The 314-nt window shown below is 40.1% G+C and carries 1 protein-coding gene; it reads right to left on the minus strand.

What is annotated here, in order from left to right; all coding sequences use genetic code 11:
- On the minus strand, positions 1-314 hold a 314-nt coding region (locus tag ACFIO5_RS11300), incomplete at both ends, for an SURF1 family cytochrome oxidase biogenesis protein (protein ID WP_375705456.1).

Genomic DNA, 314 nt, shown 5'->3' on the forward strand with positions numbered 1-314 from the left:
ACCAGCAACAGGAAAATTTGCTTGTGTAGCTGTTTTTTTTCCAGCATCAATGAAATACGGGGCAACCGTGGATAGACCAAGTTTTTGTGCCATAGCAGAAAGATCACGTGTATACCATAAATTTTCGTCAGGATTATTTTTGCGTGGAAAAAAACCATTTTTTTCACTCATGCGCAGCAAACCGATGATTGTAGTTTGCTTTGTATCTGTGGCAGAATCCTGATGAATTTGGGCATTCCTTTGTGATTGTTCTGAATTCTGAAAGTTATGGCGTGCGTCCATGGGGATAAAACCACGATTCACAAAGGTCAAAC

The sequence above is a fragment of the Bartonella sp. AA86SXKL genome (assembly GCF_042196885.1).